This window comes from Streptomyces sp. SID12501 (assembly GCF_010550245.1).
Taxonomy (GTDB): Bacteria; Actinomycetota; Actinomycetes; order Streptomycetales; family Streptomycetaceae; genus Streptomyces.
The window spans coordinates 74,393-98,129 of the sequence record NZ_JAAGLU010000004.1 but is presented as its reverse complement, the minus strand read 5'-3'; the positions used below and the strand labels follow the sequence as shown (position 1 = coordinate 98,129).

Here is a 23,737-nt window from a genome sequence, read left to right as displayed (position 1 = left end):
GAAATCAGCGAAGGAACCATGTCCAAGCGAAGCATTGAACTGATCATGTCGGCAGTTGTGGTGGCCGCGGCCACCCTCACAGCGGCTGTGCCCGCCAACGCGACCTCCACCGGAGGACCACTGACGGATGTACGGGTCGCCACCCACTTCGACCTGTCCGCCGGCCAGATGCCGGAGAACATCACCCTGCTGCCCGACGGCACGGCCGCCGTCACCTTCGCCGCCGGCCGACAAGTGGCTCAGGTCACCCCCCGAGGCACCACCCGCGTCCTGGCGACGCTGCCCGCACCCGCCGACGGCGGCATAAACACACCGGTCCTCGGCTTCCCCCTGGCCACCGGCATCGTCCACACCTCGGACGGCACCGTGTACGTGCTGTACGCGACCGGCACGGCCGACCTGACGGGGTTGTGGAGGCTGCGTTCCGGACAGGCGCCGCAGCGCATCGCCGCACTGCCCGCTGCCGGCCTGCCCAACGGGCTCGCACTGGACGAGCGCGGCGAACAGCTCTACATCACCGACTCGGTGCTCGGTACCGTATGGAACGTCCCCGTCACCGGCGGCACACCCCGCGCATGGTCCACCGCCCCCGAACTCGCCTCGACCGGCTTCCTCGGAGCCAACGGCGCGAAAGTGCACGGCGGCGCGCTGTGGGTGACCAACCTGGACCGGGGCACCGTCCTGCGCATTCCGATCCGTGCGGGAAACCGCGCGGGAGCACCGCGGATCAAGGCATCGGGCATGGCCGGTATCGACGACTTCGCCTTCACCGGCAGGGGAGAGAGATCCTCGCCACCCTGAATGCCCCCAACACAGTCGTACGCATCCGGCCCGACGGCACGGCCACGACCGTTCTGGACGCCGGCGACGGACTTCAGAACCCGACCTCCGTCGCGCTGCGCGGTCACGACGTGTACGTACTCAGCGCCGCCTACACCACGGCCACCGACCCCAATCTCCTGCGCGCACGCCTGCGTGGCCACCGGTAGGACCCGGCCGATGCGGATCCGGTCCGTCCGGCGCCGGTACCGCGACAGTACGGACGACGGCACCACCGTGTGACGAGCCGGTGGTGCCGCCTTGTCCTTCCCGGACGGGAGTCCAGTCGTAGCTGTGGTTGATGGAGTCCGAGGTGAACGACTTCAGTACGTTGCCGCTCTGGGCGTCGTCGTAGTAGCCAGAGCCGTCCCAGCTGGAGAGAGGCAGTACCTGTTGCAGGAGTGGAAGAAGACCACACCGTCACCGTGACGGCATCAGCCCGGCGAGCAGCACGTCGGCCGGGCCCCGCCCCGGCCGGACGAGCCGTCGCCACTCCCCGTACGCGAGGGCGCTCGCGTCGACGGGGACGCGTACGAGGGCTTCGGCGGTGAAGTGCACCTGCGGCGTGCGGAGTCTCCGATGGTGATCGGTCATCGGGTGGGCGGGCCGTGCCCCACGACGATGACGGAGCCCCACGGGTCCGGGCGAGACGGCATCCGGTCACCCGGACCCCACGGTTTTCACCGGCCCTGGGGCGGTTCGGAGAGTGTCCGGCAGGCGCGGGATCCCTCGGTGAGGCCCACCGGGCGCTGGACGCTGCCGTGCTGCGGGGCTCGCATCGGGACGGAGGTCCCGGACGGCCTCGAGTGAAGCGGTCAGGCGTTCAGGGCATGCTCGACGGTGGGGTGGCACGGGATGAAGGCATCGACGCCGACCAGCGTCAGCACACGCAGGACGGATTCCTGGGCGCCGGCGATGCGCAGCCATCCCTGCACATCGCTCACCTGCTGGTAGGCCGCGACGAAGACGTTGATGCCGCTGGAGTCCATGAAGGTCACACCGCTGACGTCCACCACGATCCGCTGCGGCGCCAAGGAGCCGTCCGCGAACAGCAGAGCCTCGCCGAGGATGTCCTTGACGTCGTGGTCGATCTCGCCCCGCACGGTTACGACACGGACGCCGTCGACCACTTCGCACTCTACGGAGAGCCGGTCGGGCTGGTGGGCCTTCTGGTTGTCAGCCACCGTCTCCTCAACTGCACTAAGGCTTGCCCGGGCAGGGCGTACGTGGATGATTCTGCCCCAGAGCCGTGGTGAGATGCACACTGGTTGGCGGTGCCGGACGAAACTCCCCGTGGCATGCATGAAGCTGTCGCGGGTAGTTGCGTGAGTGAAGGGGGGAGTGAGGGCGACACGTGGGATCCCATGCCGACGTTGACGGTTGTACCGGGCCGAGGAACGAGCACCTGATGCGTGCCGGTTACGCCCTGGACGGAGAGAGCGGTTGCATCTCCGATGCCCGCCACCATGCCATGGCCTTCCTCGACCAGGCCCGCACCGATCATGACCTGCCGGTGTCCGGGCGCGCGAGGGACCTCACCCAGCTGGTGGTCAGCGAGCTGGTCACCAACGCCCTCAAGTACGCCCCCGGCCCCGTCCTGATGGAACTGCGCATCAACGCCCATGCCGTGGACGTCGTCGTGTGGGACAGCGAGCCCACCGCGCCCGCGGCCCGGGACGCCGATCCCGGCAGGATCGGCCAGCACGGACTGGAGATCGTCAAGGCCGTCACCGAGGACCTCTTCACCGAGCGGGAACCGGTCGGCAAACGCATCACGGCGCGCATCGCCCTGTCCGACCCGCCCAGCAGCGACACCGCCCGCCGCTGAGCCGGACAGCCCTGCGGCACAGCACTCCGGTCGACGCGGACAGCCGCCTGGCACCGCCGCACACAGTTCGCCGGCACGACGCTGGTGGTCCTGAACTGCTACGAGTGCGGGTTCCCACCGCTGTACCAGTACCCCGCCGAACAAGGCGCGAAGGTCGTACTCGGACCGACGGCCGCAGACTTCCACTTCCCGCTCGCCGACGGCCGCATGACCCAGGTCCCCTACCAGGACGCCACCCGGCACATCATCCCCGCCATGGCCGGCATCTGGCGCCTGTTCATCGACTGTGCCAACCGCCTCGGCTGGGAACAGGTCCCGGCAGGCGCCTGACAGTACCGAGGCAACTCGGGGCATCTCGGGACCCGAAGTGAACCTCTCATCGCCGCGACCCCTGAGGACCGCCAGGAGGACTGCCTGCTGATTGCAGACTGCATCCCCGCCTCCGTGCCGCCCTTCAGCCCTGAAGGCAACCACCTCACCGACAACCGACTCGCCCTGAACACGCAACTGCGCCGGGCAGTGTGACGGAACGCCTGCTCCGCACGGCCGGACACGGGCGTACGGGAAGAGCACCACAGCCCCCGCAGAATCGCCTTGCACCGGTCGTAAGGCTGAGGAACAGGCTCAGTACTGCTGCTCGTACCGGAGGCCGGCATACCGTCCGGCGGCGATGTCCTCCCGGGTGCCAACGATCAAGTTCATGGTGAATACGTTGTAGTCGATCGCCTGTCCGGCCATTTGCGCCAAGAGCACGAGGTCGCCCTCGTCCGGTGGCATGTCCCACGGGTCGGAGAATCCGCCGATCTGCACGCAGACGCCGGGGCGATGGCCGCCGGAGGCCATGTCGAGGACGGCTTCCTCGAAACTGTCCAGTGCGTCTTCGTCTCCGTCGCCGTCCAGGAACGCGCGGGTCTGTGGGCCTTCCTGCCTGTCGCTGTCGAAGGTCAGCCCGGCCACGGGATACGGGTCTTGGGCTGCGATTGGGTGGAGGACTGGACTCCCCTGCTGGAGGTGCCCCGGCTGCGGGAGCTGCAACTGACGCAGGACTACGGACACGAGCGGCCGTTCACGCCCGTACTCCAGCGGCTGCTGGCGGACGGAATGACCCGGGTCCCCTGGCACGTCAGCTGGTGACACCCGGGGCACTGCGCCTGTTCGTCCGCTGCCGCATGTGCCTCGGGGTGATACATGCGGTGTGCGGATCCCTACGACTATCCAGGTCAACAGCTCGCTTCAGGAGAGGCGCACCCAACGGCGATGATCGTCCAGCGGTGCCCCGCTCCGTCATCGGTCGTCGTCGGCTGTCCTAGGTGTGCGATGCGGAACGGGTGTACAGGTGTGCTTGCCGTATCCCTGCCTTGCGTAGTTCTTCTGCCACGATGCGCAGCGCGGTGCGGGCCATGTGCGGATACATTCCGCCCTTGCAGTCCATGAACACGCGGGGGACAGTGTCGTCTACGGCGACGTAGTTGGGGCTGTAGAGGTCGGTGTCGGCCATGAGATCGAGGGCCTCCTCCTGCGGGAGTTCGCGGCCGTCCTCGAGTACGCACCCCAGGCGGTGTTCCGCAGCGCTGAGTGCCGCGACGGCGCGGGCCGGGTCGGTCGACTCGACGGCTATCTCCCAGTGCTGCTGAAACATGTCGCCGCCTTCGCCACCCCCATGGATGGGCAGTACGCCCGGGTCTACCGTGATGCCGTCCGGCTCGCTCTCCGAGACCACGGCCCGACTCATCCAGAACGCACTCTCGTCGGTTTCCAGGCATGCCTCGGCCACGCGCCACAGCATTTGAGGGCCGGAACCGCGAACCGCCTCCTCGAACAAACTGCGTGCGTGATCCCAGTCCCACGATTTCAGGGCCTGGCACCCGCGTGTGAACGCGATCTCGGCAGGTTGATCGGCAGCCGACGGGAAGGAGTCAGTAGTATCCACAAGCCCCATACCTCCACCTGGTTCTGACATATGGTCACTGAACTGCCGAATCAACCGGCAGCGCCGACGCAGGAGAGCTCACCTCTCGCAGGGAAGTTGGCCTGCGACAGATGATCCGTGAGGGGATCCAGGAGCAGCACGCTCAGAAGGACCGGTAGGTCCGGTCGGGATCGGCGGACGCCGCCTCCGCGAACTCCGCGAAGTCCATGTTGGCGATCGACAGATTTGCGTGCACGTCGTGGACACCGGCCGGGACGGTCCGGAATTCGCGAGGTGGCGGAGAGTCGATGATCACTCCGTAGTACAGCGGGTCGAGGTCCTCATGCTCGGCGATGTCGAGGGCCAACAGCGCACGATGGGGAGAGTGCATCGTCACCCGGTCGGCGACGAAGACCACGCTCAGGTTTTCGTCCCGCCTCACCTGGTTGAGAACCTCATCGGGCCTGAGGCCGGCCCAGGCAGGATCGTCGACGAGGTGAACGTAGGCTTCGAACTCACCGTCGTCTCCCCATGCCTGTGCCAGTTCCGCCGCCACCGCCTGCCATGCGGCTTCGTCGGCGTAGTCGGTCCTGACGACCAGAGCGTCGAACTCATCACGTCCGACAATTTCAGGCATCTCTTTCATGCTTCCCCTCCCACGGTGCCCGGCATCGGTTCGACTGTCTCATGAGCCACTGACAGCGCCTTCGCATGCTGTATCGCCCCTTCAAGCGTGGCGCCGAGCGCGGCGTTCTGCAACGCCGTGATGCGTTCGATGACGAGCCCCAGCAGCACGGCCGCCGCGACCATGAGGGTCTCCGCCACGATGAGCAGAGCCATCGACCCCGGGGCCGCCACTTCCGCCACCACGAGCACGAGCGAGTGCGTGATCCAGGCGCCCCACCAGGCGTTCACCAGTGTCGTGCCTCCCTTCTGCCCCCACGACGCGGAGCTCGCGCGCCCGATGTCGAGGACGAACCGGCGAGGGACGAAGAAGTTGACCACCGGTATGAACCATGCGCCGATCGTCCAACCCCGACTCGGGATCGAGGCCTGGGGGGACAGCTCCTGGGCGTTGTGCCGGGACCGGACGAGCCACACGAGGAACAGCACGATGGTGAGCGTCATCAGGTAGAGGAAGACCATGGAGACGAAACCCGACCTGTGCAGGGACGCATCCGATTTGTGCAGGTACTGATCCCGGACTGCGACCGCGCGGAACGCGTCCACCACGGCTGCCGCCGCTATGGCCGCCTGCGCGGAGCGGGCAAGGATCCAGGGAGTTCTGCGGGCGGTACTCGTCATCGTCCTCGGCCTGTCTCGGAGGCGTACGCAGCCGCAGCGGACGCCGGGGCGGAGTGATCATAGGGTCTGCTCGCCGCACGCGTGTACGACTTTCAGGTCCTCAGGCGCGCGATGAGTGTTCCCGACGGCGGATGACCGGCAGCCAGAACCGCGTTCCTGGGCGACAGCTACCGGGCGCCGGATGCAGGCGGGTGGAGTAGTGGGGGAAGCCGAGTCCGGCCGTGGGTCGATGAGTCGATCGACCGGGACGAACGTTCCGGGACCGTAGCGGCTGAGGAACCGACCGGCCGTGATACTCGCGCCACGTCAGCTCGCCGTGAGGGCCGACCGGCAGCCCTGAGGAACTGGCTACTTGCTACTGGGAGTCGCAGCCGCACGTCGTTCTGCAGCGGTTCTCGCGCGGTCCCTGTGGGGACATTCGGGAACGGGCCCTCGATGCTCCGACAAGGTGCCGAGGGCGTCCTCCGGGCAGCGCGGAGCAGTTGAGCCCAACTGTTCCGAGTGCCCCGTGTCCGGCCATGTATTCCACCCGGGTGCGGGTCCTTTCGGGGCGGCCGAGATCTTCCCGCAAGGCTTTGGCTGTCCGACGGCAACTGCGTTAACCTTCACCGGATTTTCTCATCCGGCCGATCAGTGAACTGCGGAAACGCGGTCGGTGAGCGGGCCTTTCACGGGCCCGGCGCGGGTTCCGAGTCCTCGGGGTGAGGGCTCTTGGGAGCGGAACGAGGGTGCGCATGAGCAGCAAGACGATCGAGGCCGTCGACCGGGCCCCGGGCGAGCAGGAGCTACGGCAGCTCCTGGCCGGACTGACCGCAGTACGGGACGGTGACTTCGGCACCCGGCTGCCGTCCGACGGCGAGGGCCTGCTCGGCGACATCGCGACGGTTTTCAACGGCATGGTCGACCAACTGTCCGTGTTCACCTCCGAAGTGACGCGGGTGGCGCGCGAGGTGGGCACCGAGGGCACGCTCGGCGGCCAGGCCGAGGTGCCGGGCGTCTCGGGCACCTGGGCCGACCTGACCGACTCGGTCAACGCCATGGCGGGCAATCTGACCACGCAGGTGCGCGACATCGCGCAGGTGGCGACCGCGGTCGCCAAGGGTGATCTGTCGCAGAAGATCGACGTACCCGCGCGTGGTGAGATCCTGCAGCTGAAGGAGACCGTCAACACGATGGTCGACCAGCTCTCCGCGTTCGCCGACGAGGTCACCCGCGTCGCCCGCGAGGTCGGCAGCGAAGGACGGCTCGGCGGGCAGGCCCAGGTGCCCGGCGTCGGCGGCGTCTGGCGTGACCTGACCGACTCGGTCAACTTCATGGCGGGCAACCTCACCTCCCAGGTCCGCAATGTCGCACAGGTGACCACGGCGGTGGCTCAGGGTGATCTCTCCCAGAAGATCACGGTGGATGCGCGTGGTGAGATCCTGGAGCTGAAGAACACCATCAATACGATGGTGGATCAGTTGTCCGGTTTCGCGGACGAGGTCACCCGCGTCGCCCGGGAGGTCGGCACCGAGGGACGGCTGGGCGGACAGGCGGACGTCAAGGGCGTGAAGGGCACCTGGCGCGACCTCACGGACTCCGTGAACTTCATGGGAGGCAACCTCACCGCGCAGGTCCGCAATGTCGCGCAGGTGGCCACGGCGGTGGCTCAGGGTGATCTCTCCCAGAAGATCACGGTGGATGCGCGTGGTGAGATCCTGGAGCTGAAGAACACCATCAATACGATGGTGGATCAGTTGTCCGGTTTCGCGGACGAGGTCACCCGCGTCGCGCGCGAGGTCGGCACCGAGGGCAATCTGGGCGGACAGGCGATCGTGCGGGGTGCGTCGGGGACCTGGAAGGACCTGACGGACAACGTCAACGTGATGGCGTCGAACCTGACCGGCCAGGTCCGCTCGATCGCCCAGGTCGCCACGGCCGTCGCGCGCGGCGACCTGTCCCAGAAGATCACGGTCGAGGCCAAGGGCGAGGTCGCGGCCCTGGCGGACGTCATCAACACCATGGTCGACACGCTCTCCGCGTTCGCCGACGAGGTCACCCGCGTCGCCCGCGAGGTCGGCACCGAGGGACGCCTCGGGGGCCAGGCCCACGTGCCGAACGTCGCGGGCACGTGGAAGGACCTGACCGACAACGTCAACTCGATGGCCAACAACCTCACCGGCCAGGTCCGCAACATCGCCCTGGTGACGACGGCGGTGGCCAACGGCGACCTGTCGAAGAAGATCGACGTCGACGCCCGTGGCGAGATCCTGGAGCTGAAGACCACCATCAACACGATGGTCGACCAGCTGTCGTCGTTCGCCGCCGAGGTCACCCGCGTCGCCCGCGAGGTCGGCAGCGAGGGCCGGCTCGGCGGACAGGCGGAGGTCGAGGGCGTCGAGGGTACCTGGAAGCGGCTGACGGAGAACGTGAACGGACTCGCCGGGAACCTCACCCGCCAGGTCCGCGCGATCGCCGAGGTGACCAGCGCCGTCGCCGAGGGGGACCTGACCCGCTCGATCACGGTGGAGGCGTCGGGCGAGGTCGCCGACCTCAAGGACAACATCAACTCCATGGTGGAGTCCCTGCGGGAGACCACGCGGGCCAACCAGGAGCAGGACTGGCTCAAGACCAACCTCGCCCGGATCTCCGGCCTGATGCAGGGCCACCGCGACCTGCCCGTCGTCGCCGAACTCATCATGGACGAGCTCGCGCCGCTGGCCTCCGCGCAGTACGGCGCCTTCTACCTCGCCGAGGACACCCCCAGTGGCCACGAACTGCGGCTGGTGGGCTCGTACGGCTATCCCGACGACACCGACCGGCCCCGCCGCATCCCTGTCGGGCGCTCGCTGGTCGGGCAGGCCGCGCGCAACCGCCGCCCCATCAGCGTGGAGGAGCTGCCGCCGGGCTACGTGACCATCTCCTCGGGTCTCGGGCAGGCCGTGCCCAGCGCTCTGGTGGTGCTGCCCATCGTGGTCGAGGACCAGGTCCTCGGTGTCATCGAGCTGGGCTCCGTCACCGCCTTCACCCAGATCCACCAGGACTTCCTCGCCCAGTTGATGCCGAGCATCGGCGTCAACCTCAACACCATCGTGGCAAACGCGCGTACCGACGAACTGCTGGGGGAGTCCCAGCGCCTGACCGCCGAACTCCAGGCGCGGTCGGAGGAGTTGCAGGTGCAGCAGGACGAACTCCAGCGCTCCAACGCCGAACTGGAGGAGAAGGCCTCCCTGCTGGCCTCGCAGAACAGCGACATCGAGGCCAAGAACCTGGAGATCGAGCAGGCGCGACAGGAGCTGGAGACGCGCGCGCAGCAGCTGGCCCTGGCGTCGAAGTACAAGTCGGAGTTCCTGGCGAACATGAGCCACGAACTGCGCACTCCGCTCAACAGCCTGCTGATCCTGGCCCAGTTGCTGGCACAGAACCCCTCGCGCAACCTCACGCCCAAGCAGGTCGAGTACGCGGGCATCATCCACTCGGCGGGCTCGGACCTGCTGCAGCTGATCAACGACATCCTCGACCTGTCCAAGGTCGAGGCGGGCAAGATGGACGTCACTCCCGAGCGGGTCCCGCTGCGTAAGCTGCTGGAGTACGTCGAGGCGACGTTCCGTCCGATGACGACGCAGAAGAGTCTGGACTTCACGGTGGCCACCGCCCCGGGCACGCCCGCCGACCTGCTCACCGACGACTCCCGGCTGCGCCAGATCCTGCGCAACCTCCTGTCGAACGCGGTGAAGTTCACCGAACAGGGCGGCGTCGCGCTGCGTATCGAACCCGCGGCGGACCGGGAGGTGCCCACGGGCGTTCTCCGTGGCGGTCCCGTCGTGGCCTTCAGGGTGAAGGACTCCGGTATCGGCATCCCCCAGCAGCAGCTGGAGACGATCTTCGGGGCCTTCCAGCAGGCGGACGGCACCACCAGCCGCAAGTACGGCGGCACCGGTCTCGGCCTGTCGATCACCCGGGAGATCGCCCATCTGCTGGGCGGCGCCGTCACGGTGGACAGCACGCCCGGTCAGGGCAGCACCTTCACCCTCTATCTCCCCGTGGCGCGCGCCGACTTCGAGGAGGTGCTCGACGGCGGCGGCTCGCTGGCGGAGCACCCTCGGGCCACGGGCAGGGAGCTCCCGCCGACCTCCCGGCCGGACGCTTCCCCCGCGGCACCCGAACTGCGCCGACGCCGCCTGCTCGTCGTCGAGGACCGCCCGCGCGGACTGCTGACCCTTGTCGCCGAACGCGCGGTCGCGGACCTCGCGCCCGACGACCGGCTCGGCGCGATCGACATCATCACGGCGATCGGGGCGCAGGAGGCGGCGAGCACGCTGGCCGCCGAGCCCTGCCACTGCGTCGTCCTGGAACTCGGCATGCCCGACGGTGAGGGCGCGCGTCTGCTGGAGGCCATGGAGGGTGACTCGGCGCTGGCCAGCGTGCCCGTACTGGTGCACACCGGTCACCGCGTGGATCTGGCGCAGGAGCAGACGCTGCGCTCCCGTGCGGACGGCCGCCCACTGGACTTCCTCTCCAGCCTCGATGAACTGCGCGAACGGATCACCCTGCACCTGTCCGCCGAGGAGCCGGGGGACGTGCTGTCACTGGTCCGTGCCGACGAGTCCCAGCGTCCGGCCGCGCAGGTCGTCGACGACACCTTCCTCGGGCGTACGGTGCTCGTGGTCGACGACGACGCGCGCAACCTCTTCGCGCTGAGCGGGATGCTGGAGCTCCACGGCTTCCACGTCCTGCACGCCGACAACGGCCGCAAGGGCATCGAGATGCTGCTCGCCCATCCGGACATCTCGGTGGTCCTGATGGACGTGATGATGCCGGAGATGGACGGCTACAGCGCCACCGCGGAGATCCGGTCGATGCCCCAGTACGCCGATCTGCCCATCATCGCCGTCACCGCGAAGGCCATGCCCGGCGACCAGGAGAAGAGCCTCGCGTCGGGCGCGAACGACTACGTCACCAAGCCGGTCGACACCAACGACCTCATCGGCCGCGTCCGACGCTGGCTCTCCGTATGACGGGCAGTCACGCCGCCGTGCGTACCAGCCGACCGCCTGGTGTCCCCGGACGCCCGAGCCGAGGAACAGGCCAACCGTGAGCAACATCCATCCGCCGGCCGAGCCACAGGACGCCGGGGCCCCGACGGGTGAGTCGCCCGCCGAGGATCCGACGGCGGACATCGGCCTGCTGTCCGACATCCCACCGGACCAGGATTCCGAGGAAGACGGGCAGGGGCAGCCTTCCCCCGTCGGCAGACTCGCGGCGACCGTGGAGCGACTGCGCCGTGAGGTGCAGATGGCCCAGGTGCAAGCGGACGGACGTGCCCTGATCGAGCTGGCCAAGGGGATCCTCGTCGAGCGGCTCGGGTGCGGGCCGTCACAGGCGGCACGCCAGCTCGCCGAGCTGACCGAGCAGGCGGGCGCGACACCCCTCGAATTCGCCGTCGAGGTCATCAACCAGGCCGCGCGCGACCGGCTCTCCGACGTGACGGCCGCCTTCCTCGCGTCCACGGCGGACCAGAGCGACACCACCGACCCGCCGGAGAAGGGCTCGTTCGCCGTAAGGCTGCGGACCGCCGAGAGCGGTGCGCTGGCCGCCACCGACACCCAGGCCGTGGCCGACTCCCTGCTGGAACACGCTCTGACGCCGATCGGCGCGGAAGCCGTGGCCATCTGGGTGCTGGGCGCCGACGGCTCCCTCACCCTGGCGGGCAGCGCCGGATTCCCGGCCACCGAGGCAGCACGTTGGCGGTACGTGCCGCCGGGCGTGGCGACCGTGGCCCGTCGCGGGCTCGGCGAGCGAGCGGGCCAGTGGATCGGCTGCCTGTCGGAGACCGGCCTGCCCTCCATCGGCGGACACCACCACCCCGACGGCGGCCGGGTCGCCGTACCCGCGGGCACCGGCGGCCGGATCCACGGAGTGCTGGAAATCGTCTGGCCCACGCCGCTGGGAGCCCAGCCGCCGCAGATCGTCCGTCAGGTCGAGGCCCTGGCCGAGCTGTGCGCGCACACGCTGGAGACCTACGCCCCGCACCACCCCGACGGCAACCCGGGGCCTGGGATCCTGCCGGACGTCGCCGAACTGATGGACCTGGCCGACGGCCTCCACGACCCCGCGCTGGTGCTCGTTCCGCACCTGGACGACACCGGGGAGCTGGTCGACTTCCGCATCCACCACGTCAACACCCGCTTCGTCGACCCGGCCGGGCGACCGCGAGGCGCCGTCAACGGAGGCCTGCTCCTGGAGACGTATCCGATGGCCGCCGGCGAGAGCGAGCTGTTCGAGCAGATCGAACGTGTCTATGCCACGGGTGAGCCGTTCCGTGCCCGCCGCATGCGGCTCACGGCCCTGGTGGACGACGTCCCGCTGGCCGCGGTCGCTGACGTCAGCGTCAGCCGGAACGGCGGCAGCGTCCTCCTCGTCTGGCGCATGGAGGACGAGACCGCACGGCTGGCGAATCTCCTGCAGCACGCCCAGCGCCTCGGCCGCATCGGCGGTTTCGAGGAGAACCTCCTCACCGGCGAGATCACCTGGAACGGCCAGCTCTTCAGCCTCTACGGCAAGCCCTCCTCCAGCGGCCCGGTCCCGCTGGAGGATCTGGCCGCCCACGCCCACCCCGACGACGCCGTCGCCATCGGCAGGTTCCTGCGCACCCTGCTGCACCACCGTCGTCCCGCGTCCGCGGCCTTCCGGCTCCAGCGGCCCGACGGCGTGACCCGGCACATCCGCGTGGTGGCCGAGCCGGTCCTCGACTCCGACGGCCGGCTGTTCGTCGTCCGGGGCGCCTACCAGGACATCTCCGCCCACCACTGGACGGAGGTCGCTCTCGCCGCCACCCGCGACCAACTCGCCCATTCCGAGCAGCAGGCGAGCGAACGCGACCGGCTCACCCTCCAGCTCCAGCACGCGATCATGCCTCCGTCGCAGGCACCGCTGGAGGCCCCCGGACTGCGCGTCGCTGTCCGCTACCGGCCCGCGGAGACCCAGCACCTGGTCGGCGGCGACTGGTACGACGCCGTGGTGCTGCCGTCCGGGCTGGTCCTGCTGTGCGTGGGAGACGTCGCCGGACACGGCATGGAGGCGGCCACCAGCATGGTCGTCCTGCGCAACGCGCTGCGCGGTCTCGCCGTGACGGGCGCCGGACCGGGCCAGTTGCTGTCCTGGCTCAACATGGTCGCCCACCATCTGACCGGAGTCGTCACCGCCACGGCGGTCTGCGGCCTGTACGACCCCGACCGTCACACCCTGCGCTGGGCCAGAGCGGGCCACCTGCCGCCCGTCCTGGTGCGCGGGAGTGAAGCGACGGCACTGCCCTTGATCGCGGGCCTGCTGCTCGGTGCCCTGCCCGAGGTGGCGTACGAGGAACACGAGGTCCAACTGGCTGTCGACGACACCTTGTTGATGTACACGGACGGCCTGATCGAACGCCGTGACCGGTCCGTGGAGGAATCGCTGGCCCAACTGCTGCTGGCGGCGCGCACGGTACCGCCCACGCTCGACCAGCAGTTGGACCGCCTGCTCACCTACAGCAAGTCGGACACGGACGACGACACCTGCATCGTGGGCGTCCGGGTGACCTAGGCACAAGGCCGTGCCGCCGCTGGTGGTCTTCGGGAGTCGTCCTCGGTCTGCCGGCCGACGCGATCCCGCACCAGCATCGCGATGGTCCCTTTCGGCCGGGCTGCTCAGGCAGTGCGCATGGTCCGCGCCGGACGGTGTGCGGCGCGACCTCACCGTAAGGCGAGGAACGGGTCGCCCGGACGTCTGCGATCGCGGCCGGCGGGCACACGATGGGTACGAGTTGGTTTGGGACGACACGAAGGGGAAGTCGTGGCGATCAAGGCGATGGGCTGGGCGCACCCGTTTCCCGTGTCAGGAGGCGTGCGCGCCGGCCGGCGGTGGACGCGAGAGCAGTTGGAGTCGCTTCCTTGGACCGCTGCCGAGCCCGAGACAGTGGACGCTGTCGTCCTGACAGTGTCAGAGCTGCTCACCAACGCACATGTCCACGCGAACAGTGACGCGCATCTGATCCTTACCTGGGACGGCGACTGCCTTCATGTGAGCGTCCATGACGAGGACCCGACACTGCCACGCCAGCGTGACCCGCAGGCGGGCGAGACCTCCGGTCGTGGTGTGGGGATCGTGCGGATGCTCGCTGACGGGTTGCAGGTGAAGTGCCAGCGGCACGGCAAGACAGTGTCGGCGTGCTTCCGCCCGGCCGGTGCTGCCCGGCCGGGCGACAGCTGAGCGGTCACCGCGGACGGGTGGTCCACGTCTGCGCCGCGCCGGATGACGTCGTCGAGGGCCCGGGGCTTCGCGCCCACGGCGTGCTCGTCGACAAGGTGGCCGCGCGCCCGGCCAGGGCCGCCAGGGAACTGCGGCGCCTGCAGATCCGGGAGGCCGAGGACCGCCTGCTGCCGAGCAGGTCCATGACCACAGTCCTGGACCTGCTCGGCTGAACCGGCCTTGGCCCGCGGCTGCCTGTCAGGAGCTCAGGGTGCGGGCGCGGAGCATACGGCTGACCGCGTCCGAGCGTTCCAGCAGTGTGGTGCGGACCACCGGGGCCGCCTCCTGGGACGCCTTCTGGGCCGTTTCGATGTACGAGTGGTCGATGGCGTGTGGCGGGAAGAGATGGCTGGTGTTCACCATCGCCTGGATCATTCCACCCCGGTGCAGTTGGGCGATCGACCCCAGGTATTCCTGTGCGTAGGGTGCCAACAAGGCGTCCTGGCCGGGCCGCCAGAAGGCCGCGGCCACCTTGCCGACCGAGCTGACGGGGACGGCGCGGTCCACGGCCAGCCGCTGCCAGACCTCCGCTTTCGCCTCGGGGTCGGGCAGGGCGGCTCGTACGGTGAGGACCCGGACCCAGGCGTCCGGGTCCGGGTCGCTTTCGAGCAGGCCGGCGGCCTCGGACGCGACGTCCACGCCCAGCTCCGCCTCACGGATCAGCACACGCCAGCGCAAGTCCACGTCGTCGCCCGCCTGTTCGCGGAGCCAGGCCAGGTCGTCAGGGTCCGTGGAGGTGCGGGCCAGACCGCGCAGCGCGACCTGACGCCGGCCGGGGTCCGCGGCGAGACGCCGACAGGCCGCCGCCAACTCGGCCGTCAGACCGGCGCGTTCGGCGGGCGGCGCCCACAGTTCGGCGATGTTCCCGGCGAGGTTCAGATACGGCTCGATGACGGCGTCGGACGTCTCGGTCGCCAGCACCGCGATCATGCACCGCCCGGCTTCGACAGCCGTTGCCTCGCCGGTCGTCAGCATGTCCCACACGGTGGCCGCGGCCACGCCCCGCGAGATGGCCGTGGGCAGCTCCGCGGCCGCACGCAGCAGCGCTTCCCTGGTCGTGGGGTCCGGTCGGGTCGTGGCGAAGGTCAGGTCCTCGTCGTTGACCAGCAGAACGTCCGCCGCCGCCGGGAGACCGCTGACCGGGGTGCGGGTCCGTGTCACCTCGACCCGCACCAGCGCGCTGCGTTCCAGCGACTCACCGTTCCTGTCATAGGCGCCCACCGCCAGAACCTGCGGACGCGGCGTGCCGACGCCCACCAGTGTGACGGTCCCGCCGTCACGCTCCAGCAGGAAGCGGTCGGTGCCCGCAGTCTCCAGCCAGGCCGTCCGCCAGGCGTCCAGGTCGCGCCCACTGGCCTCGGAGAGGGCGACGATCAGGTCCTGGAGCGTGGTGTTGCCCCATGCGTGGCGGGCGAAGTAGGCGGCCATGCCCGCCCTGAAACGCTCCTCGCCGACGTACGTCATGAGCTGCTGGAGGACGGAGGCGCCCTTGGGGTACGTGATGTTGTCGAAGATCGACGCGGCCTGGGCGACATCGTGAATGGGCTGGTGGATCGGGTGGGACACGGGGCCCTGGTCGGACAGGTACGCCGTGAGTTTGTCGCCCACGAGATGGCTCGCCCAGGCGTCGGTGTACCGGGTGGCCCGCTCGGCGGCCCAGTGGCAGGCGAACTCCGCGAACGCCTCGTTGAGCCAGAGGTCGTCCCACCAGCGCATGGTGACGATGTTGCCGAACCACATGTGCGCCATCTCGTGCAGCAGCACCTTGGCGAACAGCTCGCGCTCGGCGGGCGTCGGAGTGGTCCGCCGCAGAAACACGTCGGACCAGGTCACACAGCCGTAGTTCTCCATCGCCCCGCCGAACTCGGGCATGAACACCTGGTCGTACCTGCGCTGGGGGAACGGCATCGCGAAGACCTCGCCGTAGAAGGCGAGGCCCTGGCGGGTGAGGGTGAAGATCTCGTCGGCGTCGCGGTCGAGGACCTCGGCGAGCGAGCGGCGGGTGTACAGGCCGAGGTCGTGCCCGTCGGCCTCCCGGCGGATCTCGTGGAAGGGGCCCGCGTTGACGACGGTGTTGTACACCGACAGGGGCGGGGTGTCCGGGAAGGTCCAGCGGCGGGCCGAGTCCAGCTCCTCGATGTGCGCGTCGCCGGAGTTGCTGGTGACGGTCCACGCGGTCGGGGCCGTGACGGTGAAGGCGTGCGGGGCCTTCAGGTCGGGTTGGTCGAAGCATGCCCACACGAACCGGGCCTCGTCCGGTTCGAAGCTCATCCACACGTAGACCTCGCCGTCCGCGGGGTCGATCGCCTTGTGCACGCCCTCGCCCGTGGCCGTGTCGGCCTGGACGCTCTCCACGCGCAGCACGTTGTGCTCGGCCAGGCCGGGGAGGGGGAGACGGCCGCCCTCTCCGGCGGGGGCGAGGGCGACGCCGTTCAGTGTGGCGCTCAGTATTCGGGCCGCGCAGTCCACGAAGGTCTCCGCGCCCGGCTCACGACATGTGAACGTCACCGTGGACACGCACCGGACCTCCGGGCCTTCGGGCAGGCCCGTGAGGTCGATGTCCACGTCGTACCGCTCGACCGCCAACAGCCCGGCCCGGCGCTCGGCTTCGGTACGGGTCAGGCTTCGGATCCCCATGTGTTGTCCTTCCTCGGCAGACATCGGACGTCAGCGTACGACGGAGATTGCCGATGAACGCCGGACGGGGTGGGCCTGCGCGACCCCGACGCGGGCCGACGCCCGGGAAGCGGGCCACTTGCGGTCCTGCCGCTCGACGCACTCGAGCGAGTCGATGAGGGGTGGATGGGCAGGGTCCTGACGGTGTGCGCACGATCACCGGTGGTGGCTGCCCGGATCACCGCGCGGACGTTGAGGATGGGAGTCGTCGTCGGTGGGGAAGCGCCTACGGCGTCCAGAGTCGTGGAAGCGCTGTTCGGTGGATCAGCGGAACCCGGAAGCCCTCGCCGCCCAGGACCGTGAGTTCATACTTCGATCACCTCAACTCCCGCCTCGCGCAGTCGATCGCAGGTCCTCTCGTCCCCCGGGGCGTTGGTCACCACGACGTCGAGCTCCTCCGGGCCGCACACCCGGGCCATTCCGGTGCCGGGGAACTTGCCCGCGTCCGCGACCAGGACGACCTGGGCACTGGCCGCGATCATCGCCCGCTTGACGGGCACCTCGACGGCGGTGGTGTCCAGTACCTGACCGTCGGGACGGATTCCGCTGGTGCCGAGGAACAGCCGGTCGGCGTGGACCTGCCGCAGATTGTCCTCGGTGAGGAATCCGACCAGCGAACGGTAGTCCCGCCGCACCACGCCGCCCAGCAGGATCAACTGGACGTCCTTGTCGTCCTGGAGCTCCTCGTAGACGGCCAGGTTGCTGGTGATCACGGTCAGGGACCGGCCGTGCAGCTGGCGGGCCACCCGGTGGGCGGTGGTGCCAATGTCGAGCAGCACGGCCTCGCCGTCCCTGACGAGGTTTGCGCACCAGGCGGCCAGGGCGTCCTTCGCCTCGACCCGTTCGCCGGCCACGTCGGCGAACGGGTCGTCCTCGCCCACGACGGGGGCGGCACCTCCGTAGACCCTCTTGAGCAGTCCCTCGTCCTCAAGTTGCGCGAGGTCGCGCCGGATCGTGGCCTCACTCGCCCCGACCTTCTCGGCCAGGGCGACCACCGACGTGGGCCCGTCCGTGCGCAGGACGCGCAGGATCAGCTGATGTCTTCGGTCAGGGAGCATGCGGCAGACCATACTCGCGAACTCTCCAAACTCAAGCAAAGTCGCGCATGAATGTCTCGATACTCGCTTGACCCTTGTCAAACTCGCGCACCGGGTGCACTCTCTTGCGTAATTCAGAGCCCAGGTCCGGACCCCACTCCGGTCGACCGAAGCGGATGAACGGCGTATTCCGCCGTCACGGACGCGTCGGCACCGTCTGAGAGGACCGGGTCGCATAACCCCGGGTGGCTGAAGGGTTCCCACCTACGCCGATGCTCTTCAGCCACCCGGCCTCCTGCCGCGCCCCTCCGCGGACCACGCCTCACAGGTCCCGCCGGACATGCCGGACACGCCGAACCCACTGAAATCCAGGAGAAGAACGTGGACCTTTCCCGCAGACGATTCCTTCAGGCCGCCGTACTGACGGCCGCCGCGGGCGGAGCCACCGCAGCGTGCGGCGGCGGCTCCGGATCGAGCGGCAGCAAGGACAGCAAGAACCTGGCCCTCTGGTACTGGGCGGGCGGCCTGAGCGACAAGGTCGTCGCGGACGCCAAGACACACTTCTCCGACATCAGCCTCAAGACCTCAGAGGTCGGTGGTGACTTCAAGACCAAGCTGCTGACCGGGTTGAGGGCCGCCCAGTCCGCCCCGGACATCACGGGCATCAAGGGCGAGGACATCGCGTCCTTCCTGCCCAACGCCGACCGCTTCGTCGACCTGAAGACCGTCGGTGCGGACAAGCTGGTCCCGCAGTACCTGTCGTGGAAGCTGAAGCAGGCCACCACGCAGGACGGCAAGCTGATCGGCTTCCCGATCGACATCGGCCCGTGCGCCACGTTCTACCGCGAGGACCTCTTCGCGCAGGCGGGGCTGCCCACCGACCCGGCCAAGGTCTCCGCCGAACTGTCCACCTGGGACGACTACTTCAAGGCCGGCGTCGAACTGCACAAGGCGATACCGAAGACCTTCCTGATCAACAACATCGGCTCGGTGTTCACGATGATCATCGGCCAAGGCACCCAGCGGTTCATCGACGAGGACAACAAGTTCATCGGGGACCAGGACCACATCCGCACCGCCTGGACCACCGCCGTGAAGCCCTACACCCTCGGCATCGACGCCAAGATCAACGACAACACCTGGAACGCCGCGATCAGCAACGGCGCCCTGGGTGCCGAGATCGGGGCCGCCTGGCACGCGCTGGACATCAGCAACGCGGCCCCGGGCACCAAGGGCAACTGGCGGGTGGCGAGCCTGCCGGGAGGGCCGTCCAACCTCGGCGGGTCCTTCCTGGCGATCCCTGCGACCAGCGGCAACCCCGAAGAGGCCTTCAAAATCATCAGCTGGATCCTCAGCCCGGAGAACCAGGCCCGCGGCTTCACCGACGCCGCCCTGTTCCCGACGGCCCCGGCCGCGTACAAACTGCCGGCACTCACCGGCGGCGACGCCTTCTTCGGAGGCCAGAAGACCATCGAGATCTTCGGCCCGGCGGCCGAGAAGATCCCCACGGCCTACCAGGCACCGGCCGACTCGGCGGTCTCCGCGCCCTTCTACAGCGAGCTGACCAGCATCGAGGCCAAGGGCAAGGACCCCGACGAGGCCTGGAAGGACGCGGTGAGCCAGGCCAAGCAGATCGCCGAGCGTCAGGGAGTGAAGTGACATGTCGTCAACCCCGGTAGCCGGCCCGGCGCCCACCGGACCGACCTCCGGACCCGACGTCGGCCTCGTCGGCCGACCGGCTCCGGACCGCCCGCGCGGCGGTCCGGGCCGGCCCGGCCGCCGGATCCGGCCAGTGTCGGCCGGGACCCGGCCCGGGCCGCGACGGCGGGTCGTCAGGCACTGGCCGCAGTACCTGGCCATCTCGCCGTACTACCTGATCTTCTCGGTCTTCATGCTCTTCCCGGTGCTCTACACCGTGTACCTGGCGTTCCAGAAGTGGGACGGCATCGGGGACATGCACTTCGTCGGGTTCCAGCAGTTCCGCTACCTCTGGGACGACCCGGTCTTCTGGCTGTCCGTGCGCAACACCCTCGTCATCTGGGTGCTGTCGACCGTGCCGATGCTCTTCATGGCACTGGTGCTCGCGGTGCTGGTGAACTCCACCAAGCGTTTCACGGCCTTCTACCGGGTCGCCCTGTTCATCCCCAGCATCACCTCGCTGGTCGCCATCGCGATCCTCTTCGGCGCGATCTTCAGCAACAACTTCGGCCTGATCAACGCCATCCTGAAGTCGCTGCACGTGTCGGCGGTGCCCTGGATGAGCAACGAGTGGACGATCAAGCTGGTGATCGCGGCGCTGATGACCTGGCAGTGGACCGGCTACAACGCCATCATCTATCTGGCCGGCCTCCAGGCGATCCCCTCTGAGGTCTACGAGGCGGCCCGGATGGACGGGGCCGGCCCGGCCCGGATCTTCTTCTCCATCACGGTCCCGCTGCTGCGGCCCATCATCCTGTTCACCGTCGTGGTCTCCACCGTCACCGGCCTGCAGAGCTTCACCGAACCCCAGGTGCTGTTCGGCAGCGACGCGGCCACCAACCCCAACTCCGGCGGACCGGGCCAGGCAGGCCTGACCACCTTGCTGTACTTCTACCACCAGGCCTTCGACAACAACGACTTCGGCTACGGCGCCGCCATCGTCTGGGCCTTCTTCCTGCTGATCCTGCTGATCGTCCTCGTCAACTGGCGTCTGGTGCAGCGTAAGGAGCGACGGCCGTGAACGGCATGAACCGCAAGCGCGTCCGGGGGCTGAGCGTCCATGTGATCCTGATGCTCGGCGTGGTCATCTCGGTGTTCCCGTTCTACTGGATCGTCGTCATGGCGACGAACACCTCGCAGGACATCTACAGGTACCCGCCGAAGCTGTGGTTCGGCGGCAACCTGCTGACCAACATCCAGCACCTGTTCGACAAGATGGACTTCTTCGGTTCGCTGTTCAACACGATGATCGTCGCGGTCTGTACGACAGTGCTGGTGCTGTTCTTCGACTCGCTGGCCGCGTTCGCCTTCGCCAAGTACGACTTCCCCGGCAAGAAGTTCTTCTTCGGCGTGCTGTTGTCGATGTACCTTCTGCCGACGCAGCTGGCGATCATTCCGCAGTACGAGATCATGGTGCAGCTGGGCTGGCTGGGCACCCTCAAGGCGCTCGTCGTGCCCGCCGCGGCCAACGCCTTCGGCATCTTCTGGATGCGCCAGTACACCACCACCAGCGTCCCCGACGAACTGCTGGACGCCGCCCGCATCGAGGGTGCCGGCTTCTTCCGGCTGTACTGGCACGTGGTGCTGCCGTGCGTCCGCCCGGCCCTGGCGTTCCTCGGCATCTACACCTTCATCGCGGCCTGGAACGACTACATCCTGCCGTTGGTGATGCTGGTCAACCCGGACCGCCTCACCCTCCAGGTGGCGCTGGCCCAGCTGTACGCCGGTCACTCCACCGACTACAGCATGGTGATGTCCGGGGTGCTGCTGTCGGTCATCCCTCTGGTGCTGGTGTTCACCTTCTTCGCCCGCGGGTTCATCGCCGACGCCACCAAGGGGGCCCTGCGCTGACAGCCGACGAGGTACGTCGTCGACCAGGACGCCGAGGAGCTCGCGGCGCCCGGGTCGACGGTGCGACAGGTGCGCAGGGCCGGCCGGCCCACCGGTACCTGACTGTGCGGGCCCAAGATGTCCATCGCCAGGTCGGTGACCTTGCCGGGCGCCCTTGAGCCGGCCGGTGAGGATCCGGTGCCCGAGTCGGCGCATGATCTCGACCCTGACCGGCCGGCTGACTGAGGTGAATGCCGTGGCGATCGACCGCGGTCCTTCCGATCACTGGTCCTGTCCGGCGCCGCCCTCCGCCAACCTGCCGTAGATGTGCGGGAGTGCAATCTGTTCGCACCGGGCCCGTCCCGCATACGGCGCTCCCTGCACGAAGCTGCCCAGCGGGTCGTCCGGATCCCTGGTGGCCGACACCACCCCGGCTTCGGCAGCCGGGATACGAGCATTCTTGACGCAGGCACAGGTGCATGCGCAGCGCCGCAGGCATGTGGCCGGCTTGTTGGTCGGTGGCACCGGGTGGACGAGCGTCGTCATCGACACCGAGGGCCCGGCTCACATCCTCCCGCAGCCGACCGAGCACATCCGCCGTTTCGGCGAGTTCTCCACGACGTGGACGGCTTCGGCCCAGCGGCCTGACCGCCCACGCCAGGAGAACCACGATGAGCTGCTGCGCACCCGGCACGGAGGGCCTGCGCCTGTGCGACGCAGGCAGCCCGTTCCTCGTGCCTACGTGCCGTCCGCATCGGCCGCAGGCGATGGTGTCGCACTGTCCGCGGCGTGCCGGGCGCGGATGATGCCCCATCCCACCAGCGCCGCGGCCAGGACCGTGAGAGTGAGGCCGGCCCAGGTGACCGCCTCGCGGAACTCCGTGGCCTGGTGAGTGCTCCAGCTCGATGTGGCGATACCGCCGGTGAAGTGCGCCGCGAGGATGGTCCCGCTGACAGCGATGCCGATTCCGGTGGTGACTTCGCTGGCGGTGTCCACCAGCGCCGCTCCGATGGTCGTGCGGTTGGCCGGGAGGCCGCGCATCACATTGGTCCCGGCGACGACACCTACGACGCGCATACCGGCGGCGACGAGCACGAGCGCGAGGGCGATCCACACGTACCCGAAGCGGCCCAGCAGCCCGTAGACGGCCAGTCCGCACACGACAGCTCCGGCGCTGAGCCAGGCGGCCTTGTCGAGACCGACGCGCCTGACCAGCGGACCGATGAGAGCACCGCCGGCGATGAGCACGACGACCTGCGGCAGCATCCCCATAGCCGCCTGGGCCGGCGTCCAGCCCCAGTCGAGCTGGAGCTGCAGGGTCACGAGGTAGCCGAGGCCGGCGGTCGCAAGGCCTGCGGCGGCCTTGAACGCCAGGCCGCTCGACACGAGTGGGCGAGCGACGAGTTCGAGGTCGAGCAGCGGATAGCGGGCAGTACGCTCGCGGACGACGAACAGCACGGCCGTCATGATGGCCGCTGCCGTGGTCAGCCACGGGAGAGGCGATGCGGCGCCCGCGTCGACGAACAGCGTCGGTGCGACCAGCGTGAGCACGATCGTGGCCGTGCCGAGCAGGGCACCCGCGGCATCGATCGGGTCGCGGTGCAGGTCGTCCGCCTTGTCAGCGGGGATGCCGTGCCGAATACCGATGAACGCGAGTGCGGCGATCGGTACGTTCACCAGCAGCAGCGCCTGCCACGGAGCGAACGCGAGCACGAAGCCACCTACCGTGGGCCCGATCGCGAGTCCGACCAGGCCCACCGTCGAGATCAACGTCGTCGCACGGACGCGGAGCCCGTCTTCGTCGAACAGGCGGAACGCCAGGGCGAGGGAACCCGGCGTCGTCATCGCGGCAGCGACGCCCATCGCCGCGCGGATCGCGATGAGCTGCTCCGCCGTGGTGACGAACGCGGTCGCCAGACTTGCCACACCCATCAGCACCAGCCCGACCAGCATGACCTTGCGGCGGCCGACCCGGTCGGCCAGTGCGCTGAGAGCCAGCATCAACCCGCCGAACACGACGGCGTACACGCCCGTGACCCACTGCAGGACAGTCGACGACGCCGACAGTTCGCGGCCGATGGTCGGCAATGCGACGTTGAGGATCGAGTTGTCGAGCATCTCGAACAGAAACACCGCCGACAGCCCTGCGAGGGCTACCCCCGCCTCGCGGAGGGAGCGCGGCGAGCGGGAGGATTCGGGCGGGGCGCCGACATTTTCGACAGTTCCATTACGGCGGACATTCACTGCGCACTCCTTCGAGGTGAAGAAGTGGCGGCTCGTCCGATGCCGCGTATGCGCGCGTGGCTCCTGCTCCATCAACCGGCGTCGATGCCCAGCAGTGAACACACGTTTTTACTTCCAGTGCCGTGA

Annotated in this window: 19 protein-coding genes and 1 pseudogene; 11 read left to right on the top strand and 9 right to left on the bottom strand. The window is 68.7% G+C overall.

Annotation, left to right across the window (positions count from 1 at the left end):
* Positions 1-18 precede the first annotated feature (18 nt).
* Positions 19-989 (top strand): annotated as a pseudogene (locus tag G3I71_RS05505) (hypothetical protein).
* A gap of 250 nt (positions 990-1,239) precedes the next feature.
* Here the strand turns inward: G3I71_RS05505 and G3I71_RS05500 are convergent.
* Positions 1,240-1,413: a hypothetical protein gene (locus G3I71_RS05500; protein ID WP_164312786.1), complete on the bottom strand. Its 174-nt coding sequence runs from the start codon at positions 1,411-1,413 to the stop codon at positions 1,240-1,242.
* Between the two features lie 221 nt (positions 1,414-1,634).
* A complete protein-coding gene (locus tag G3I71_RS05495) occupies positions 1,635-2,003 on the bottom strand; it encodes an STAS domain-containing protein (RefSeq protein ID WP_164312785.1) in 369 nt (122 codons plus the stop codon).
* Positions 2,004-2,227: 224 nt separating this feature from the next.
* Here G3I71_RS05495 and G3I71_RS05490 point away from each other — a divergent pair, with 224 nt between their 5' ends.
* Together G3I71_RS05490 and G3I71_RS05485 are read left to right on the top strand one after the other, a co-directional pair.
* On the top strand, positions 2,228-2,647 hold the full coding sequence (locus tag G3I71_RS05490) for an ATP-binding protein (protein WP_203729438.1): 420 nt from the start codon (positions 2,228-2,230) through the stop codon (positions 2,645-2,647).
* An 84-nt stretch (positions 2,648-2,731) separates the two neighbouring features.
* Positions 2,732-2,977, top strand: a complete 246-nt coding sequence (locus G3I71_RS05485) for a hypothetical protein (RefSeq protein ID WP_164312783.1) — start codon at positions 2,732-2,734, stop codon at positions 2,975-2,977.
* A 294-nt stretch (positions 2,978-3,271) separates the two neighbouring features.
* Here G3I71_RS05485 and G3I71_RS05480 read toward each other — a convergent pair whose 3' ends face one another.
* On the bottom strand, positions 3,272-3,604 hold the full coding sequence (locus G3I71_RS05480; RefSeq protein ID WP_164312782.1) for a hypothetical protein: 333 nt from the start codon (positions 3,602-3,604) through the stop codon (positions 3,272-3,274).
* Positions 3,605-3,631: 27 nt separating this feature from the next.
* On the opposite strand from G3I71_RS05480, the gene G3I71_RS05475 reads away from it, so the two are divergent.
* Complete coding sequence (locus G3I71_RS05475) at positions 3,632-3,781, top strand: hypothetical protein (RefSeq protein ID WP_164312781.1); 150 nt, start codon at positions 3,632-3,634, stop codon at positions 3,779-3,781.
* Positions 3,782-3,953: 172 nt separating this feature from the next.
* On the opposite strand, the gene G3I71_RS05470 is transcribed toward G3I71_RS05475, so the two are convergent.
* The 3 genes from G3I71_RS05470 to G3I71_RS05460 form a co-directional block, all read right to left on the bottom strand.
* Positions 3,954-4,421 carry a hypothetical protein gene (locus G3I71_RS05470; RefSeq protein WP_164312780.1) on the bottom strand — a complete coding sequence of 156 codons (468 nt, stop codon included), beginning with the start codon at positions 4,419-4,421 and terminating at the stop codon, positions 3,954-3,956.
* A 298-nt stretch (positions 4,422-4,719) separates the two neighbouring features.
* Positions 4,720-5,193 (bottom strand): hypothetical protein, encoded by a 474-nt coding sequence (locus tag G3I71_RS05465; RefSeq protein WP_239148935.1) that lies wholly within the window; start codon positions 5,191-5,193, stop codon positions 4,720-4,722.
* Between the two features lie 5 nt (positions 5,194-5,198).
* Positions 5,199-5,861: a DUF4328 domain-containing protein gene (locus G3I71_RS05460; RefSeq protein ID WP_164312778.1), complete on the bottom strand. Its 663-nt coding sequence runs from the start codon at positions 5,859-5,861 to the stop codon at positions 5,199-5,201.
* Between the two features lie 734 nt (positions 5,862-6,595).
* Between G3I71_RS05460 and G3I71_RS05455 the strand changes: the two genes are divergently transcribed.
* From G3I71_RS05455 to G3I71_RS05440, 4 genes are all read left to right on the top strand, one after another.
* Positions 6,596-10,858 carry a HAMP domain-containing protein gene (locus G3I71_RS05455; protein WP_164312777.1) on the top strand — a complete coding sequence of 1,421 codons (4,263 nt, stop codon included), beginning with the start codon at positions 6,596-6,598 and terminating at the stop codon, positions 10,856-10,858.
* A 166-nt stretch (positions 10,859-11,024) separates the two neighbouring features.
* The gene (locus tag G3I71_RS05450) at positions 11,025-13,421 is read left to right on the top strand and encodes a SpoIIE family protein phosphatase (protein ID WP_203729494.1); all 2,397 of its coding nucleotides are present in this window, start codon (positions 11,025-11,027) and stop codon (positions 13,419-13,421) included.
* Positions 13,422-13,670: 249 nt separating this feature from the next.
* Complete coding sequence (locus G3I71_RS05445; RefSeq protein ID WP_343242858.1) at positions 13,671-14,087, top strand: ATP-binding protein; 417 nt, start codon at positions 13,671-13,673, stop codon at positions 14,085-14,087.
* Between the two features lie 17 nt (positions 14,088-14,104).
* Entirely contained in the window at positions 14,105-14,299 is a 195-nt protein-coding gene (locus G3I71_RS05440) for a hypothetical protein (protein ID WP_164312775.1), read from the top strand.
* 25 nt (positions 14,300-14,324) lie between these two features.
* Here G3I71_RS05440 and pepN read toward each other — a convergent pair whose 3' ends face one another.
* The gene (gene pepN, locus G3I71_RS05435; protein WP_164312774.1) at positions 14,325-16,763 is read right to left on the bottom strand and encodes an aminopeptidase N; all 2,439 of its coding nucleotides are present in this window, start codon (positions 16,761-16,763) and stop codon (positions 14,325-14,327) included.
* Positions 16,764-17,107: 344 nt separating this feature from the next.
* Entirely contained in the window at positions 17,108-17,860 is a 753-nt protein-coding gene (locus tag G3I71_RS05430) for a DeoR/GlpR family DNA-binding transcription regulator (RefSeq protein WP_164312773.1), read from the bottom strand.
* A gap of 360 nt (positions 17,861-18,220) precedes the next feature.
* Here G3I71_RS05430 and G3I71_RS05425 point away from each other — a divergent pair, with 360 nt between their 5' ends.
* The 3 genes from G3I71_RS05425 to G3I71_RS05415 are packed head-to-tail and all read left to right on the top strand — an operon-like array spanning position 18,221 to position 21,388.
* Positions 18,221-19,498, top strand: a complete 1,278-nt coding sequence (locus tag G3I71_RS05425) for an extracellular solute-binding protein (RefSeq protein WP_164312772.1) — start codon at positions 18,221-18,223, stop codon at positions 19,496-19,498.
* A 1-nt stretch (position 19,499) separates the two neighbouring features.
* Positions 19,500-20,558 (top strand): carbohydrate ABC transporter permease, encoded by a 1,059-nt coding sequence (locus G3I71_RS05420; RefSeq protein WP_164312771.1) that lies wholly within the window; start codon positions 19,500-19,502, stop codon positions 20,556-20,558.
* 5 nt (positions 20,559-20,563) lie between these two features.
* On the top strand, positions 20,564-21,388 hold the full coding sequence (locus tag G3I71_RS05415) for a carbohydrate ABC transporter permease (protein ID WP_164312981.1): 825 nt from the start codon (positions 20,564-20,566) through the stop codon (positions 21,386-21,388).
* Positions 21,389-22,105: 717 nt separating this feature from the next.
* On the opposite strand, the gene G3I71_RS05410 is transcribed toward G3I71_RS05415, so the two are convergent.
* The gene (locus G3I71_RS05410; RefSeq protein WP_343242857.1) at positions 22,106-23,500 is read right to left on the bottom strand and encodes an MFS transporter; all 1,395 of its coding nucleotides are present in this window, start codon (positions 23,498-23,500) and stop codon (positions 22,106-22,108) included.
* Between the last annotated feature and the right edge of the window lie 237 nt (positions 23,501-23,737).